Source organism: Nocardiopsis dassonvillei (assembly GCF_964273065.1).
In the GTDB taxonomy this organism is placed as follows: Bacteria; Actinomycetota; Actinomycetes; order Streptosporangiales; family Streptosporangiaceae; genus Nocardiopsis; species Nocardiopsis dassonvillei_B.
In genome coordinates this window covers 3,221,699-3,234,745 of the sequence record NZ_OZ186815.1, presented here as the reverse complement: position 1 = coordinate 3,234,745, position 13,047 = coordinate 3,221,699, and the positions used below count along the sequence as shown (strand labels likewise).

The 13,047-nt window shown below is 71.3% G+C and carries 15 protein-coding genes, 2 tRNA genes and 1 pseudogene; 8 read left to right on the top strand and 10 right to left on the bottom strand.

Annotated elements, in window-relative coordinates; genetic code table 11:
* Positions 1–138: 138 nt before the first annotated feature.
* From ACSUPR_RS14330 to ACSUPR_RS14310, 5 genes are all read right to left on the bottom strand, one after another.
* On the bottom strand, positions 139–1,254 hold the full coding sequence (locus tag ACSUPR_RS14330) for an ABC transporter substrate-binding protein (protein ID WP_436891792.1): 1,116 nt from the start codon (positions 1,252–1,254) through the stop codon (positions 139–141).
* A complete protein-coding gene (locus tag ACSUPR_RS14325) occupies positions 1,251–2,177 on the bottom strand; it encodes an ABC transporter permease (RefSeq protein WP_436891791.1) in 927 nt (308 codons plus the stop codon). The genes ACSUPR_RS14330 and ACSUPR_RS14325 overlap by 4 nt, the downstream gene beginning before the upstream one ends.
* Complete coding sequence (locus tag ACSUPR_RS14320; protein ID WP_436891790.1) at positions 2,174–2,989, bottom strand: ABC transporter ATP-binding protein; 816 nt, start codon at positions 2,987–2,989, stop codon at positions 2,174–2,176. Before ACSUPR_RS14320 ends, ACSUPR_RS14325 begins: the two co-directional genes overlap by 4 nt.
* Before the next feature lie 287 nt (positions 2,990–3,276).
* Positions 3,277–3,708 carry a hypothetical protein gene (locus ACSUPR_RS14315; RefSeq protein WP_436891789.1) on the bottom strand — a complete coding sequence of 144 codons (432 nt, stop codon included), beginning with the start codon at positions 3,706–3,708 and terminating at the stop codon, positions 3,277–3,279.
* A gap of 611 nt (positions 3,709–4,319) precedes the next feature.
* The gene (locus ACSUPR_RS14310; protein ID WP_436891788.1) at positions 4,320–4,838 is read right to left on the bottom strand and encodes a DinB family protein; all 519 of its coding nucleotides are present in this window, start codon (positions 4,836–4,838) and stop codon (positions 4,320–4,322) included.
* A 307-nt stretch (positions 4,839–5,145) separates the two neighbouring features.
* Between ACSUPR_RS14310 and ACSUPR_RS14305 the strand changes: the two genes are divergently transcribed.
* Positions 5,146–5,218, top strand: a tRNA-Lys gene (locus tag ACSUPR_RS14305).
* Between the two features lie 227 nt (positions 5,219–5,445).
* Here ACSUPR_RS14305 and ACSUPR_RS14300 read toward each other — a convergent pair.
* Together ACSUPR_RS14300 and ACSUPR_RS14295 are read right to left on the bottom strand one after the other, a co-directional pair.
* A pseudogene (locus ACSUPR_RS14300) lies at positions 5,446–5,562 on the bottom strand (hypothetical protein); the annotation flags it as partial.
* 69 nt (positions 5,563–5,631) lie between these two features.
* Positions 5,632–5,763 (bottom strand): hypothetical protein, encoded by a 132-nt coding sequence (locus ACSUPR_RS14295; RefSeq protein WP_436891786.1) that lies wholly within the window; start codon positions 5,761–5,763, stop codon positions 5,632–5,634.
* A gap of 18 nt (positions 5,764–5,781) precedes the next feature.
* Here ACSUPR_RS14295 and ACSUPR_RS14290 point away from each other — a divergent pair, with 18 nt between their 5' ends.
* Positions 5,782–6,126 carry a hypothetical protein gene (locus ACSUPR_RS14290; protein WP_436891785.1) on the top strand — a complete coding sequence of 115 codons (345 nt, stop codon included), beginning with the start codon at positions 5,782–5,784 and terminating at the stop codon, positions 6,124–6,126.
* 13 nt (positions 6,127–6,139) lie between these two features.
* Here the strand turns inward: ACSUPR_RS14290 and ACSUPR_RS14285 are convergent, their stop codons facing one another.
* Positions 6,140–6,394: a hypothetical protein gene (locus tag ACSUPR_RS14285; protein ID WP_436891784.1), complete on the bottom strand. Its 255-nt coding sequence runs from the start codon at positions 6,392–6,394 to the stop codon at positions 6,140–6,142.
* Positions 6,384–7,043, bottom strand: a complete 660-nt coding sequence (locus ACSUPR_RS14280; RefSeq protein WP_436891782.1) for a hypothetical protein — start codon at positions 7,041–7,043, stop codon at positions 6,384–6,386. The genes ACSUPR_RS14285 and ACSUPR_RS14280 overlap by 11 nt, the downstream gene beginning before the upstream one ends.
* A 273-nt stretch (positions 7,044–7,316) precedes the next feature.
* Here ACSUPR_RS14280 and ACSUPR_RS14275 point away from each other — a divergent pair, with 273 nt between their 5' ends.
* The 3 genes from ACSUPR_RS14275 (at position 7,317) to ACSUPR_RS14265 (ending at position 9,578) form a co-directional block, all read left to right on the top strand.
* Positions 7,317–7,844 (top strand): SMI1/KNR4 family protein, encoded by a 528-nt coding sequence (locus tag ACSUPR_RS14275; protein ID WP_436891781.1) that lies wholly within the window; start codon positions 7,317–7,319, stop codon positions 7,842–7,844.
* A 320-nt stretch (positions 7,845–8,164) separates the two neighbouring features.
* Positions 8,165–8,251, top strand: a tRNA-Ser gene (locus tag ACSUPR_RS14270).
* A 343-nt stretch (positions 8,252–8,594) separates the two neighbouring features.
* Positions 8,595–9,578 (top strand): endonuclease/exonuclease/phosphatase family protein, encoded by a 984-nt coding sequence (locus ACSUPR_RS14265; RefSeq protein ID WP_436891780.1) that lies wholly within the window; start codon positions 8,595–8,597, stop codon positions 9,576–9,578.
* A gap of 124 nt (positions 9,579–9,702) precedes the next feature.
* On the opposite strand, the gene ACSUPR_RS14260 is transcribed toward ACSUPR_RS14265, so the two are convergent.
* Positions 9,703–10,062, bottom strand: a complete 360-nt coding sequence (locus tag ACSUPR_RS14260; RefSeq protein WP_436891779.1) for an ArsR/SmtB family transcription factor — start codon at positions 10,060–10,062, stop codon at positions 9,703–9,705.
* Between the two features lie 386 nt (positions 10,063–10,448).
* Between ACSUPR_RS14260 and ACSUPR_RS14255 the strand changes: the two genes are divergently transcribed.
* From ACSUPR_RS14255 to ACSUPR_RS14245, 3 genes are all read left to right on the top strand, one after another.
* The gene (locus ACSUPR_RS14255) at positions 10,449–10,643 is read left to right on the top strand and encodes a hypothetical protein (protein ID WP_436891778.1); all 195 of its coding nucleotides are present in this window, start codon (positions 10,449–10,451) and stop codon (positions 10,641–10,643) included.
* Positions 10,640–11,827 (top strand): M28 family metallopeptidase, encoded by a 1,188-nt coding sequence (locus ACSUPR_RS14250; RefSeq protein WP_436891776.1) that lies wholly within the window; start codon positions 10,640–10,642, stop codon positions 11,825–11,827. The genes ACSUPR_RS14255 and ACSUPR_RS14250 overlap by 4 nt, the downstream gene beginning before the upstream one ends.
* A gap of 293 nt (positions 11,828–12,120) precedes the next feature.
* Positions 12,121–12,966: a DUF1206 domain-containing protein gene (locus tag ACSUPR_RS14245; RefSeq protein WP_436891774.1), complete on the top strand. Its 846-nt coding sequence runs from the start codon at positions 12,121–12,123 to the stop codon at positions 12,964–12,966.
* The last annotated feature ends 81 nt before the right edge of the window (positions 12,967–13,047 follow it).

Below are 13,047 nucleotides of genomic sequence, written 5' to 3'. Positions count from 1 at the left end.
GGGCAGGAAGATCCCGTACTCGGTGTCGGCGGCCGTCGTCCCGCCAGGTTCTGACAACTCGGTTCCCTCACTCTGATGAATCAAGGGGCACCGGGGCCCTCGCCCCGGTGCCCGTGGCCGTTCCCCCGGGGTCCGGGGTTACTGCTCTTCCTTCTCGGCGGGCCAGCTCACGTTCCCGGCGACGTACACGGCCTCCAGGTAGTGCGGCTCGAAGAGGGGCTCCAGGTCGGGCACGTCGTCGAGGGCGCCGCTGGCGACCAGGTTCTCCGTCTCGGACTCCGTCAGGCCCAGGTCGATGTAGCCGACGGCGGTCTCGTCGGGGGTGGAGGCGCGCACCAGCTCGCTCTCGGCCTCCCAGACCCTGAGGTTGTGCTCGACGTCGAACTCACCGGTCGGGTCCAGGGCGGCGGCCTGCTCCACGCACTCCTGCCCGTTCTCCTCGCAGTACTCGAACGCCTTGGCGACGGCACGCAGGAAGTCCTCGACCACGGTCCGGTTCTGGGACGCCCACTCCGGGTTGGTGGCCATGACGCCGAAGGAGCCGACCACCCCGAAGTCCTCGGGCAGCCACTCGACGTACTCCTCGCCCATGGCGTCCAGCTGGTGCGGCTCGTTCGAGCGGAAGGCCGCCAGAGCCTGTACCTGGTCGCGGGGCAGGACGCTCGGGTCGTAGCCGGAGTCGACCTGCTCGATGGAGTCCACGTCGACCCCGGCGGAGTTCAGCATCGCCTCCAGCGGGGCGGCCAGCATGCCGGGCCGCCCCAGGGTCTGGCCCTCCAGGTCCTTGAGGTCCTCGACGTCGGGACCGGTCAGCAGGGAGGCGATCGGCAGGTGCCCGTAGGTGGCGACGCCGACGATCTCGTGGTCCTGCTCGTTGGCCTGGACGATCTCGGCCTCGCTGGCGACCGGGGTGAAGTGGGCGGTGCCCGCCGACACCAGCTGCGAGCTGGCCATGATGTCGCCGGTCCCGCCCTGGATCTCCACGTCCAGGCACACGGAGTCGAAGAAGCCCAGGCCCTCGGCGGCGAACACCTCCAGCTGGCTCACGGAGGCCTGGTAGAAGTAGCCGGAGATGAAGGTGATGGTGCCCGCGTCCTGGTTCGTACTGCACCGCTCGTCGTTGATGGCGAGATCGGATTCGGGCGGGGTCTCCTCCGCGGCTCCGGAGCCGCCGCACGCCGCGGTGGCGAGCACGGCCGCGGCCAGGGCCGCGGCGCCGAGGTACCGGTTCAGGGGTGTGGTGGGGGTGGTCATCTGGGGGGTTCTTCCGTTCGTTGGACAGGGTGGGATCTGCGGGTACGGGAAGCGTGGGTGCGCTGCGACTCGTGCCAGAAGAGCGCCTGGCGCTCGACGACGGAGACCAGCGCCAGCATGAGCACGCCCAGGGCGGCCAGACAGGCGATCGCCGCGTAGACGGAATCGAGGCGGGCGGCGGAGGCGGAGGTGCGGATGAGGGTGCCGAGGCCGCCGGTACTGCCCGCGGCCACGAACTCGGCGACCACCGCGCCCACGATGGACAGCGGCATGACCACGCGCAGCGCGGCCAGCGTGTAGGGCAGGCCGTAGGGGATGCGCAGCCGCCACAGCACCTCGAAGCGGGACGCGTGCAGGGTCCGGAACACGTGCAGGACGGGTTCCGGCACCGCGCGCAGCCCGGTGGTCACGTTGATCAGCACCGGGAAGAACGTGATGATCGCGGTGACGATGACCTTGGGCGCCATACCGAACCCGAACGCCACCACCAGGCCGGGGGCCAGCGCGACCACCGGTGTCACGTTGAGGACCACGGCCAGCGGCATGAGGGCGCGCCGTACCACCGGCACCTCCGACATGACCAGGGCCAGGACGAACGCGACGCCCGCCCCGCAGGCCACCCCCGCCAGGGCGATGGACAGGGTGCTCCAGGCGTTGGAGAGGAAGACCTCGGGCCGGTCCGCCAGGGTGAGCCCGACGTCGGAGAGTCGGGGGAGGATGTACGGGTGCTCGGCGGCCACCGCGGACCAGCCGACGCCCAGCAGCAGGACCACGACGGCGGTGGGTCCCCAGGTCGCCGGGTGCAGGGGGCCGCGGGTCCGCTCCCGGCGGCGGCGTGCGGTGGCGGGTCCGGGCGGCGGTCCCGAGCGGTCGCGGGCGGGGCGCGGGGGTGCTGGTGCGGTCATCTCGGTGCTCTCGCTCATAGCGGGACGAGGTCGTCGGGGGCGGCTCCGGCCTCCCAGGCGGACTGCAGGGACGCGCGGACGCGGTCCTCGATGGCGTGCAGACGAGGCCCGGTCGCGACCGCGGCGTCCCGGGGGCGGGGCAGGTCGACCGGCAGAACCTCGCGGATGCGGCCGGGGCGGGCGGACATGACGACGATCTCGTCGGAGAGGACGACCGCCTCCCGCACCGAGTGGGTGACGAAGACGACCGTCGTCGCCCGGCGCTGCCACAGGCCCAGGAGCTGCAACCGCAGCGCCTCGCGGGTGAACTCGTCCAGGGCGGAGAAGGGCTCGTCCATGAGCAGCAGCCTGGGGCGCAGGCCGAAGGCGCGGGCGATGGCCACCCGCTGCCGCTGACCGCCGGAGAGCTCGTGCGGGTACCGGTGGGCGACGTCGGACAGGCCGACCGCCCGCAGCAGGTCGTCGGGGTCCTCGCCGCCGGTTCCGGCGCGGCGGTTGACGCGGCGGGGCAGGGCGACGTTGCGGCGCACGGTCTGCCAGGGCAGCAGGGCCGGGGTCTGCGGGACCAGGCCCACCCCCTTGGCGGCGCACAGGGCGCCCGGGGTGGAGCCGAAGAGCGAGACCTCCCCGGCGTCGTGGTCCTCCAGCCCGGCGATCACCCGCAGCAGGGTGGACTTGCCGCAGCCGCTCGGGCCGATGAGGCTGACGAAGCGGCGCGGCCCGATGTCCAGGTCCACGGACTCCAGGGCCGGGCGGTCGGGATCACCGCCGGCGTAGGCCTTGGTGAGGCCGCGGATGCGGATGCCGAGGTCATCCGGGGACTGTGTCATACCCGCTCCTCGTTCCGGGTGAGCACATGGTCGCACAGGGTCGTTGCCCGAGGTGTGGGATCGGTGGGCACGGCGGTCAGGCGACGCTGGTGAGGAGGCGGGGGCCGGGTGGTCCGGCGGTCACGTACAAGAATTCCACGGGGGCACCCTCCTGTCGCTCCCCGGGCACGACGGACCGGGGGCTGGCGGTTGGAGAGCGGGTGGAAGATCGGCGATCGACGGCCCGCGGGGTTGTGTGACGGGGTGAGACGTTAGGGAACCGGCATTAACTGTGCATGAAGGCTCCGTCACGTACCGATATCGAGGACGCGTACACGGAGATCCGCGTCCAGCAGGCCGACGGTGATCCGGTGCGTGGCGAACGCACTGGGCAGCCATGCCCCCCGGCCGAACAGCCGGGCCAGGGGTTCTCCCAGGACCAGCAGCACGCGCGCCCGGGGGAAGTGGGTGTCCCGCAGCCAGGCGAGTTTGAAGGCGTCGGCGATGACCTTGTTGCGTTGGGACGACTTCACCTGGCCGGAGAAGGGCGAGCACTGCACCAGCAGGCTCGGCGGATCCCCGTCGGCACAGTCGACGCCGATCCGGACCCCGTCGGCGAGCGTGAACTCGCGCGGTGCCAGGTCAAGACCGAGTTGCGCGGACAGCGCCCGGGCCACCTCGGTGTTGTCGGGACGCCGGGCGAGGGTGTCCGCGGGTTCGCGTACCGCTGTTTCCCTCATGGCAAGAAGACTTTAGTGCACAAGAGCCCCAGAGACCTCCCTCATTCGGGCTTTGTCCTGTGTGCTCAGAGATGGGTCCGATGTATTCACCTGCGCTTTTCTCGAATGCTAATTGTGACGCGTTTCACAGATTAGGGGGCTGGGTGGGGCCGGGCTGGAACCCCGTACCCGTAAGGCTTTCGGGGGGTTCCTCCTCCGTACGCCTGTGCGCCGGATGTCGGATGACCCACCCTTTCCCGAGAAAGTTGAAAATCGGACGACAGGCATTTCCCGACGTCACGGCGTAATCGGTTCGGAGGCCCGGGGTGTTTCCGGTGCGCCTGCGCTCGGGGCGTCCGCCGGCCCGAACCGATCGACCGGCCGGGGCGTGCACCGGTGAGGACCCCCGGCCTCGCCCGGGGTGCGGGCACACCGAGGGGAGGCCCGGCCGTAGCCGGGTCCTCGGTCTGCTCGGCCCCGGCCCGGGCGCCTGTTCGTGCGACCGGAGGGGGCGGGGACGGGGCGTTCGCGGTGCACACCGACGACGTCGGCGGCGGCCCGCCGGTCCGGGTCACCGCCCGGGAGTCCGCCTCCGCCGCGGCGCCGGACCCGTGTGGGACCCCCGGCCGGGCCTACGGGTTCGCGGAGGAGGCGGCGCGCAGCAGCCGCAGCTGACCCAGCTCGGCGCCGTTCTTCATCAGCTCGGCGTTGACCCACGCCACCGTGTCCGCCACCGTCATCCCCGACCCCTCCGGCCAGGGGAAGGGGGCGGGGGAGTCGGGGGAGACCGTCGGCAGGACGGCGACCCACTCCTCGCGCAGCGCCGCCAGCCACTCCACCACCCCCTCGGGGCCGGGCCAGGCCACCGCCTCCCGGTCCCGGGGAGCCCGCCCCGACAGGTGGTCCAGGGTGACCCCCCACCACCAGCCGATGTGCCAGGTCACCCAGCCGACGGTGGGGACGGGGACCGGGTCGGGCTCTGTGTCGGCCCAGTCGGGGGTCCAGCCGTCCCCGGACCTGTGCATCGTCCAGCACAGGCCGGCGGGCTCCCACAGGACGTCCTCGGGGACCAGGCGGTCCAGGTGGTACTCCACCAGGCCCCAGGTGAGGTCGAACTGGCGGTGCAGCAGGTCGATACGTGCGTCGCTCATGCCCGGCAGCCTCGCACACACGGCACACCGGCCCCAGTGATTTTTCAGCCGGCGCGGCGCACGGACCGCCCCGGGTCGACGAGCGCGCCCGGGCCCCTCCGATCCGGGCGACCCCGCCCCGCCGGGCGGTGATGGCGGCCCCGCCGGGCGGCCCGGTCAGGACACCTCCGGGCCGGGCCCATCCGCCGCCGGGTGCGGGTGCACCGGCCCCGTTGACACCGGGCGCATACTCGACTGCGTGCCCGCGGGTGTATCCGGTAGACTCTGGCCTCGGTGGCGTCGGCCCTGCTCATATGGGGCCTGCCACGGGCCTCTAGCTCAATTGGCAGAGCAACGGACTTTTAATCCGTGGGTTCAGGGTTCGAGCCCCTGGGGGCCTACACTTTCCCACCTGGGCGTTCCTCTTCCGCAAGGGACGCCCTTCGTCGTTTCCGGGGGCTTGGGAGCCCGTAGGGAGCCCGGGAGTGCGGGGACCGCCCCCGACAGCGCGCCGACGGGGCACCACCGCGGCCGCCGCTTCGGCCGCGCGCTTGGCCACCTCGGGCACCACGGACGTGTACGTGTCCGCCGTGATGGTGATCGACGAGTGCCGCAACATGGCCTGGACGGTCTTCATGTCCACCCCGGCCGCGAGAGCGATGGTCGCGGCCCCGTGCCGGAGGTCGTGCAACCGGAGGGGTGGGAGGCCGGCCTCGAACGCCAACCGGTGGAACTCGTCGGTCACCGTGGCCGGGTGCAGCGGCGCCCCGTTCTCCCGGGTGAAGATGTGCCCGACGCCCTCCCACACCTCACCTCAGGCGAGACGGTCCTCGTTCTGCCGGGCGCGGTGCGCCTTCGCCTCGGCCCCGGCCGCGTCGAGGTGCACGGTCCCCTCGCTGCCCTCGGTCGTCTTGGTGGCGGCCTCGTCGACCTCCCAAGGGCACACCCGCGGACGAAGGAGGAGATGGCGGAGTGGCGTGCCTACGTCGACAACCCGGTCCGGGCGCTGCGCAAGATCACCCACGACACCCTTCCGAAGCGGGGGAAGGTGGTGGCCGCCTCGGGGCCGCGGGAGGGTGAACAGGTGTGGTGGGTGGACGGGGTGGCGTACACCGATGTCCCCGAAACGGTGTGGGCGTTGGTGCGCAAGCGGGCCAGGGTCGAGGGCGCCCCGGAGTGCATCCCCGCGGACTACACGGCGCGGGTCGAGGCGGAGCAGCGGCGCCGGGCGGAAGCCGCGGCACGCCGGGAGCCCCGGAAGCACAAGGAGGCCGCCGGCAACGACGCCGACGGCCGAACCTCAACATAGGTCTGACCTTCGATCATCGCAGGTCAGGAAAGGACAATCCCTCAGGTCGGAGTCTCTCTCGCGCAGCCTCAAGGCGCTGCTTGTAGTCGGGTGCGAACAGTTCAGGAAGCGTCTTGTCCAGCGTCCCAGCGATGCGATGGATGGGTGCCCACACGGCTGGATCTTTGATCACATCGCTGAGGTCGGTCATCTGGAGCTCCTCCAACCAGTGCGACAGCACCAGCGCCTCGTCACCCGTGAGCTTGATCGTGACCTGGCTATCGCGCATGCGCATCCTCCGATGTGGCTTTCAGACCGACCGCAGAAGCTAGCAAACAAATGCGTTGCGTGGGCTCGGACCGTTGGGTGGCCGGGCCACCCAACGGGAGTCGGAAACGGGTCTCTGTTTCGTGCCGGGTGTGATGGCGGCTCTGGCGTGTCCGCGGATCAGCGGTCTCGGCGAACACCTGCATTGAGGTCTTCAGCCACGCGGCCCTGATGTCTTGTGACTCGTCCAGGGTGTGATCACGCACGCCATTGGGCCCGTACGCGGGCGAGCGATCCGCGCGTAGGGGCAGGTGCGCGCAGTACCAGGCTCGCACGGCGCCTGCTCGCTCGGTGTCCGTGCCGGTCCTCAGGTAGTCCACCAGTGCCGACATCACACGGCGGCGTCCGAAGACGTAGACCGCCGGCTCGACGAACCAATGGCAGAAGCTGGGATCCGGGTCGTACACGGCCGCGGTCATCAAAGGGGTGAACAGATCTTCGGGAAGGTGCGCCCGCTCGAGCAGGGCCTTGCGTACCGCATGAGCGAGGCGGCGGGCACGCCTGCTATCCGGCTGCACAGCGACGTCTTCGATGTCCGGCAGTCGAGCCGTCTCCGTCGCACAGCTCAGGAATGAACGCCGTTCCATGCTGTTCTTCTCGCCTTTGGCCATGACCTGACGGCGTTCTAGACCGGCGGCGTTCACGGGTACAGAGCCGGTGGTGACTGCGCCTCGGAGGGCTACGGATTCGGTCTTTGGCCAGGGACGGGAGTTCGCTCGCGGTTGCTCCGGTGCCGGGAGAGCGGACGGTGCCGGGCGGCGTGGCATGTTCTTGGCGTTGCGGGGGCGGTGGGGAGCCGCCGGGCATGGTGGGCCGTATCGGCGTGGCGGGGTGGACGGAGCCCGAACTGGCACTATGTCGTGGTGTTCGAGAAAGGGGGGCCCGTGTCATGGGTCAGTCGGATCATTCACGCCGTCGAGTGGGAACCGAGGGATGTTGACATCGCGTGGGATGTGATCGAGGAGCGTCTGGGGACAGCGCTTCCTGCTGATTACAAGGAGCTCTGCCGGTGCTTCGGCGTGGGGGAGTTCAGCGGGTATCTGTATGTGTACGGTTCGCCGGGAGGCGTCGAATCGCAGGTAGTGGACTGGCTAGCGCCGATGTGGCGTGTGCTGGAGGAGCATCCGACCGGGCCGGATATCTATGAGCCGTACGGTACCTACCGTCCAGGTGGTCGGGGCCTAATTCATTGGGGCATGTCGGTGACGGCCGCGGAGTTCTGTTGGGCCGCTGATGCCAAGGCTCCGCCGGAGGACTGGCCGGTGGTGGCGCGGGAGGAGGCTGGTGACTGGCAGCTCTTGCCGATGTCGGCCTCGGAGTGTCTCTTCCGTGTCCTGACCGATGTCACCTTTGAGGACTTCACTGTGGCGGACTTGGTGGAACCTCCGTTCTTTACACCGTACGAGGCGTAGAAGGGGATGCCAGCCTGCGCTGTGGCGGTGCTTGCGCCTCACACTGAACCGGTGCCTGCCGACCGGTTCCGATTGCCCGTGGTCGGGCTGACCTGAACGTTCACTGAACACGGAATCGGCCACCTCCTGATCGATTCTCTGGATGGTGGCCTCATCTGAAACGGAGCGGATAAGGGCACGCGGCGGAGGCGCTGGCCTGGCTCCTACGGATTTGATCCGTGACTTGTGAGGTGGGGTGATTGCTCGGTGGTTGCTCCGGTGCTGGGGGACGGGTGGTGCCGGGTGGTCCTGTGCGGTGCCAGCACTGCGGGGCGGTGGGGGAGCTCCTGGGGCATAGTGGGACGTATCTCCGCCACAGAATCGGACTTTTAATCCGTGGGTTCAGGGTTCGAGCCCCTGGGGGCCTACACTTTCCCACCTGGGCGTTCCTCTTCTGCAAGGGACGCCCTTCGTCGTTTTCGGGGGCTTGGGAGCCCCTAGGGAGTCCGGGAGTGCGGGGATTATCCCCGACAACGCACCGACGGGGCACCGCTGCGGCCGCCCATTCGGCTACTTCGGGCACTACGGACGTGCAGGTGTCCGCCGTGCTGGTGATCGACGAATGCCGGAGGCCGTGTGCGGGGGTGGATGGCGGTCTTGCTCCGAATGCCGACCGCTGGGAATCGCCGTCGGCTGTCGTCTCCGAACCACCACGGATCGCGGGTCGTCACACTCTCCTGCCGGGACCCGAGCCGAGGAGCTGAGCATCGCATGGCAACGAACACGACCCGGTCGGAGCGACGCCGGGCGGTGACCGTACCGGTCGCGTTGACCGCTGCTGGCTTCGTGCTCTACGCGCTGGTGCGCATTCTGGGACTGGAGCGCGGCTTTCCGCTCGTCCCTCTGCTCGCCTACGCCCCTCTCGTTCTGTTCGCGGCACCGGTGGCGCTGCTGGGCGCCGCCCTGCTCCGGCGTTGGTGGTCGGCCGCGGCCATCGCCCTGGCCGGGATCCTGCTGGCGATCGCCATCCTGCCGCGCGCCTTCGAGAGCGGGCCCGTGGCCTCGGCGGGGCCACCCCTGCGACTGCTCACCCTCAACACGCACTTCGGACACGTGGATCCGGGCACCATTGTGGATCTGGTTCGTGAGCACGAGGTGGAGCTGCTCGCCCTTCAGGAGGTCACCCCCGAAATGGCCACGGGACTGGACGCGGCCGGGTTGGACGAGCTGCTTCCGTACGCGGTGGACCACTCCGCCCCGGCGGCGGCCGGGGGGTCGGTGCACTCGGTTCACCCGCTCGACGACCTCGGTGACGTGGGGCACGACATCGGTTCACTGGCCATGCCGCGTGCCGGACTGACGGTCCCGGGCGCCGTTGGGCCGGTGGAGGTGGTGTCCGTCCACCCGATGTCCCCGCGTCGCCCCTCCTCGATGGCCGCCTGGCGGGACGGGCTGCGCGGTCTGCCCGAGGCCACCGATGACACCGTCCGCATTCTTGCCGGGGACTTCAACACCACCCTCGACCACGCAGAGATGCGCGACGTCCTGGCGAGTGGTTACACCGATGCCGCCGCCCACCTGGGCCAGGGCCTGACCGGCACCTGGCCGGTGGGCGAGCCCCTGCCCAAGGCCGCCATCGACCACGTGCTGGTGGACGATCGGGTCGCCGTAGTGGAACTGGAGATCCTGGACGTGCCGGGAACCCCGCACCGAGCCCTGGTGGCCCGCCTCCTGCTGCCGGGCGGCCCGGCCTGACTCGGCGCCGAGGGCGGGTGTTCCGGCGATCAGAGGGCCGGTGGCTCCGCCGACCGCCGGACGCGGCGCGTCGCCCGCGCGCCCGGTGGTCGGGGAGGGCTCGGAGCGTTGCCCGGGAGGCTTCTCATTCGGCGCGGCGGAGCACGTCGGCGAGGCGGTCGAGCGCGGGCTGGACGACCGCGAAGTAGGCCCAGCGGCCACGCTGTTCCCGCGTCAGGAGACCGGCGTCGACGAGCAGCTTCATGTGGTGGGAGACGGTCGGCTGGGAGAGGCCCACCAGCTCCTTCAGGTCGCAGATGCAGGCCTCGCCGCCGGGTGCGGCGGCGACCATGGAGAGCAGGCGCACCCGGGTCGGGTCCCCCAGGGCCTTGAAAGTGCGCGCCAGCGTTTCGGCAGCGTCCTCCTCGATGACCTCCGAGGCCAGCGGGCCGCAGCAGGCGACGCCATTGCCGGAGGGGGCGTCGATCACGGTGAGGCTCTTCATGGGACGAGCCTACCAGGAGACATTGACAAACTTCGATACATCGGTAATCGTCGATGCATCAGAAGCATCGATGTCCATCGATATGTGAGGCGTGCCATGGTCGGTTCACGCGGGATCGCAGCCGGTCCCGAGCCTTCGGGAGGGACGGCCGGCAGCGGCCGTCCGAGAGGAAGAGGGCTGTTCGGCAGGTGGTTCGGCGGGGCCGAGCGCCTCGGGCGGGTGGAGTTCTGCGACTCCTGCGGCGAGGTCTGCACGCAGGCGTGCCGAGCCGAGGCCCACAGGGAGCGCGTCCGCGAGACGGCCCTCCGCTCCGTCCACCTACCGCACAGTCACTGACCACCGGCACGAGCCGACTCCCCGATCATCCAGATGTTGAAGGAGCACCCATGACAGGCACCACCACCGGCGGGTTCGACGTCGACCCCCTCGACGCACTGGCTCCGCCCGCGCAGGCGGGCGGCTGTTGCGGAACACCCGCGACCACCGCTGCGGCCGCACCGGCCGACTCCTCTGCCGGGGGATGCTGCGGCACCGCCGCAGTGGAGCGGCAGCCCGCCGCCGGCAGCGGGTGCTGCGGGTGAGGCAGCCCGACCCGGTCCGCCTGAGAGCCGTCGTCGACTCCCTGGCCGCCGCCCCCTTCCGGGGCCGGCGGGTGGGGACCGACGGCGGCCGGGCGGCCGCCGACCACCTCGCACGCGTCCTGCGGCGCGCGGGCGCGACCGTGGCCTTCCAGGACTTCACCGTCGGCGCCGCGGTGCGCGATCTCTACGGCGTCCCGACCATGACCTGGACGCACCGGGGGGTCGAGCGCGTGCTGGACTTCCGCCGCGACTTCTGCGAGCACCTCGCCTCGGCGGACCTGCCGTACGCGGTCGCCGGCCGGGTGTCCGCCGTCGGGGCCCCGGGCACCTGGGTGCTCCACGACTCGTTCTCACACGAAGCCGTCACCGCCGCGGCGGACGCCGGTGCCGTCGGCGTCCTCGTGCCCCGCGGCACGGACACGGCCGGCTGGATGCCGAAGATGATCACGGAGCCGGCCCCTGCCGCGCTCCCGGTACTGGCCGTGCGCACCGACATCCACGGACGACTCCGCGCACGGGGCACCACGGTCGGTGCGGCCGTCCCCGTCCGCTCGGTCGACATCGACGGGCGCAACGTGATCGCGACCTTCCGCGAGCACCTCGGCGGAGGTCCGGCGTTCCTGTTGACCGCCCATTTCGACGGTGTCGGCGACGACCCGGACGGCACCCGGTTCCCGGCGGCCTGCGACAACGCCTCGGGAGTGGCCGCCGTCATCGAGGCGGCCAGGATCCTGCACCGCCGGCTGCCGGCGGGGGTGGGGCTCGCCGTGGCCCTCCTCGACGGAGAGGAGGCGGGCGCGCACGGCTCGGCCGTACACGCGCGGACGCTCGCGTTCGGGAGCCACGTCCTCAACCTCGACGGCGCCGCCGAGCTGGGGGAGGCGCACGTCGAAGCGGGCGGACCGGCCGAACCGCTGCTGGCGGCGCTCGACCGCGTCGGCCGCCGACTGGGCGTGCCCCTGCGCGCCCGTGCGATGCCGTCGGACAACCGCCGCTATGCGGCCGCCGGACACGCCGCCGTCGGTATCGGGATGGGCATGCCCGGCTACCAGACGCCGCTGGAGACACCCGACCGGGTCGGGACCGCCACCCTGGTCGCGGCGGCGGAGTTACTGGTCGGCACCGTGGAGGAGGCGGCCGCGGCCCCGGTCGCCTCCCGGGCCGCCTCGCACCCGCGGACGTGATCCGTGGCCCGTGGGACGGGGCGGTCGCTCCGGCGACAGGAGGCGGGGTGGTTCCGGCGGCGGCCCCGTGGCGCGGCCCGGGCGGCCTGTCCGGTGGTGGAACGGCGGCGCCGGCGATCGCCGGGGGTCCCGCCTTCCCGCCGACGGTTCCGGGGTTCCGGGGGTGTCCTTCGCCGGGCCGGATCGGACCGGCCGGGCCGGTGGCGGTGCCTGTGTGCGGGCTCTGACCAGGGATGACGTGATCATGTTATTTTGGTGTGATAATTCGGTCTCTGCTCGGGCACTGGTGCGCCATGAAGAGTTCCTCGAACGCGTGGTTCTCGGCCCGCAAGGCGAAGTCGGACGGCGAGCGCGTCGGTCGGCAGGCGGCCCGCAGTACGACGCTCCGGTTCCTGGCGGGCGTGGGCTACGCCGCCAAGGGCCTCATCTATCTCACCATCGGCTATCTCGCCCTGCGGATCGCCTTCGGCGACTCCAACGGCCAGAAGGCCGACAACAGCGGTGCCCTCCAGACCATCGCCCAGGGCGGTGCCGGGCTGGCCGTCCTGTGGTTCATCGCCGTGGGCCTGGGCGCCCTGACCCTGTGGCAGGCCCTGCTCGCCCTGCTCGTGGGGGTCGACGCGAGGAAGCGGGCGGGCAACGCGGCGCAGGCCGTCGTCTGTGCGGTACTGACCTCCGCCGTCCTGGCCTTCCTGCTCGGCCCGGGTGGTGGGCAGAGCCAGGACGGCCAGGCCGAGTCGCTCACCGCCCGGCTGATGTCGCTGCCGTTCGGCCGCTGGACCATCGTCCTCGTCGGCCTCGCCGTCATCGGTGTCGGCTGCTACCAGGTCTGGAGGGGCGCGACCCGGCGCTTCACCCGCGGGCTCGTCTTCGACGGCGCACACCGGGGCACCCGCACGGCGGTGGTGTGGATCGGGACCCTGGGCATCATCACCCAGGGCCTGGTCCTCGGCGCCGCCGGGGGCTTCTTCGTGCGGGCCGCCTGGACCTTCGACAAGGACCAGGCCGCCGGGCTGGACGGCGTCCTGCGGTCCTTCTCCGAGACACCCGCCGGGCCCTACGCCCTGGTCGCGGTCGCCGTCGGCGTGGCCCTGTACGGCGCCTACTGCCTCTGCCAGGCCCGCTGGCAGCGGGACTGACCGACACCGCCTCGGCGCCCTCCGGGCGCCCCGGGCGGAGGGCACCGCCGGGAGGCGAGGGGCCGCCGCGCGTGCTCCCGG

Bases quoted from the DNA above. Each gene is read 5' to 3' on its own strand.
- ACSUPR_RS14330 (WP_436891792.1), bottom strand. From the start codon at position 1,254: ATGACCACCCCCACCACACCCCTGAACCGGTACCTCGGCGCCGCGGCC.
- ACSUPR_RS14325 (WP_436891791.1), bottom strand. From the start codon at position 2,177: ATGAGCGAGAGCACCGAGATGACCGCACCAGCACCCCCGCGCCCCGCC.
- ACSUPR_RS14320 (WP_436891790.1), bottom strand. From the start codon at position 2,989: ATGACACAGTCCCCGGATGACCTCGGCATCCGCATCCGCGGCCTCACC.
- ACSUPR_RS14315 (WP_436891789.1), bottom strand. From the start codon at position 3,708: ATGAGGGAAACAGCGGTACGCGAACCCGCGGACACCCTCGCCCGGCGT.
- ACSUPR_RS14310 (WP_436891788.1), bottom strand. From the start codon at position 4,838: ATGAGCGACGCACGTATCGACCTGCTGCACCGCCAGTTCGACCTCACC.
- ACSUPR_RS14290 (WP_436891785.1), top strand. From the start codon at position 5,782: ATGGCGGAGTGGCGTGCCTACGTCGACAACCCGGTCCGGGCGCTGCGC.
- ACSUPR_RS14285 (WP_436891784.1), bottom strand. From the start codon at position 6,394: ATGCGCGATAGCCAGGTCACGATCAAGCTCACGGGTGACGAGGCGCTG.
- ACSUPR_RS14280 (WP_436891782.1), bottom strand. From the start codon at position 7,043: ATGGCCAAAGGCGAGAAGAACAGCATGGAACGGCGTTCATTCCTGAGC.
- ACSUPR_RS14265 (WP_436891780.1), top strand. From the start codon at position 8,595: ATGGCAACGAACACGACCCGGTCGGAGCGACGCCGGGCGGTGACCGTA.
- ACSUPR_RS14260 (WP_436891779.1), bottom strand. From the start codon at position 10,062: ATGAAGAGCCTCACCGTGATCGACGCCCCCTCCGGCAATGGCGTCGCC.
- ACSUPR_RS14255 (WP_436891778.1), top strand. From the start codon at position 10,449: ATGACAGGCACCACCACCGGCGGGTTCGACGTCGACCCCCTCGACGCA.
- ACSUPR_RS14245 (WP_436891774.1), top strand. From the start codon at position 12,121: ATGAAGAGTTCCTCGAACGCGTGGTTCTCGGCCCGCAAGGCGAAGTCG.